The sequence below is a fragment of the Kytococcus schroeteri genome (genome assembly GCF_002847825.1).
Lineage (GTDB): Bacteria > Actinomycetota > Actinomycetes > Actinomycetales > Dermatophilaceae > Kytococcus > Kytococcus schroeteri.
Genome location: NZ_PKIZ01000064.1, coordinates 1 through 421 on the forward strand (window position 1 = coordinate 1; position 421 = coordinate 421).

At 63.9% G+C, this 421-nt stretch carries 1 protein-coding gene; it reads right to left on the reverse strand.

What is annotated here, in order from left to right; all coding sequences use genetic code 11:
• Window positions 1–53 precede the first annotated feature (53 nt).
• On the reverse strand, window positions 54–421 hold a 368-nt coding region (locus tag CYJ76_RS11510), incomplete at its 5' end, for a histidine phosphatase family protein (protein ID WP_101850153.1).

The following is a 421-nucleotide window of genomic DNA, read 5'->3' on the forward strand; positions in this document are numbered from 1 at the left end:
CCCCGCTGGCAAGCAGAGTTGCTGCAAGCACTGCCGTTAGCTTTTTACGCACCTTAAATCTCCTGCGCCGGCTCGGAATAGAAGATGTCCGTCAGCTGTCCGCCGTCGAAAACCAGCGAAGTCACGGAGGCCAACTCGCACTGGCGATCCGCCGGGTTGTGAGCCAGAGGCAGGCCCTGCACGCCGCGCTGGATCATCACGATCGGCAGCTGGTGGGTGACCAGCACGGCCTCGTGCCCGCGGGCCTTCTCGCGCGCGGCGTCGACAGCCTCCCACATGCGGTCAGCGATCTCCTGGTAGGGCTCGCCCCAACTGGGAATAGTGGGGTTCTTCAGCATGGGCCAACGCTTCGGGTTCCACAGCGCGCTGCGCACGCCCTTAATGTGCAGGCCCTGCAGATCGTTACCTGCCTCGATGATGC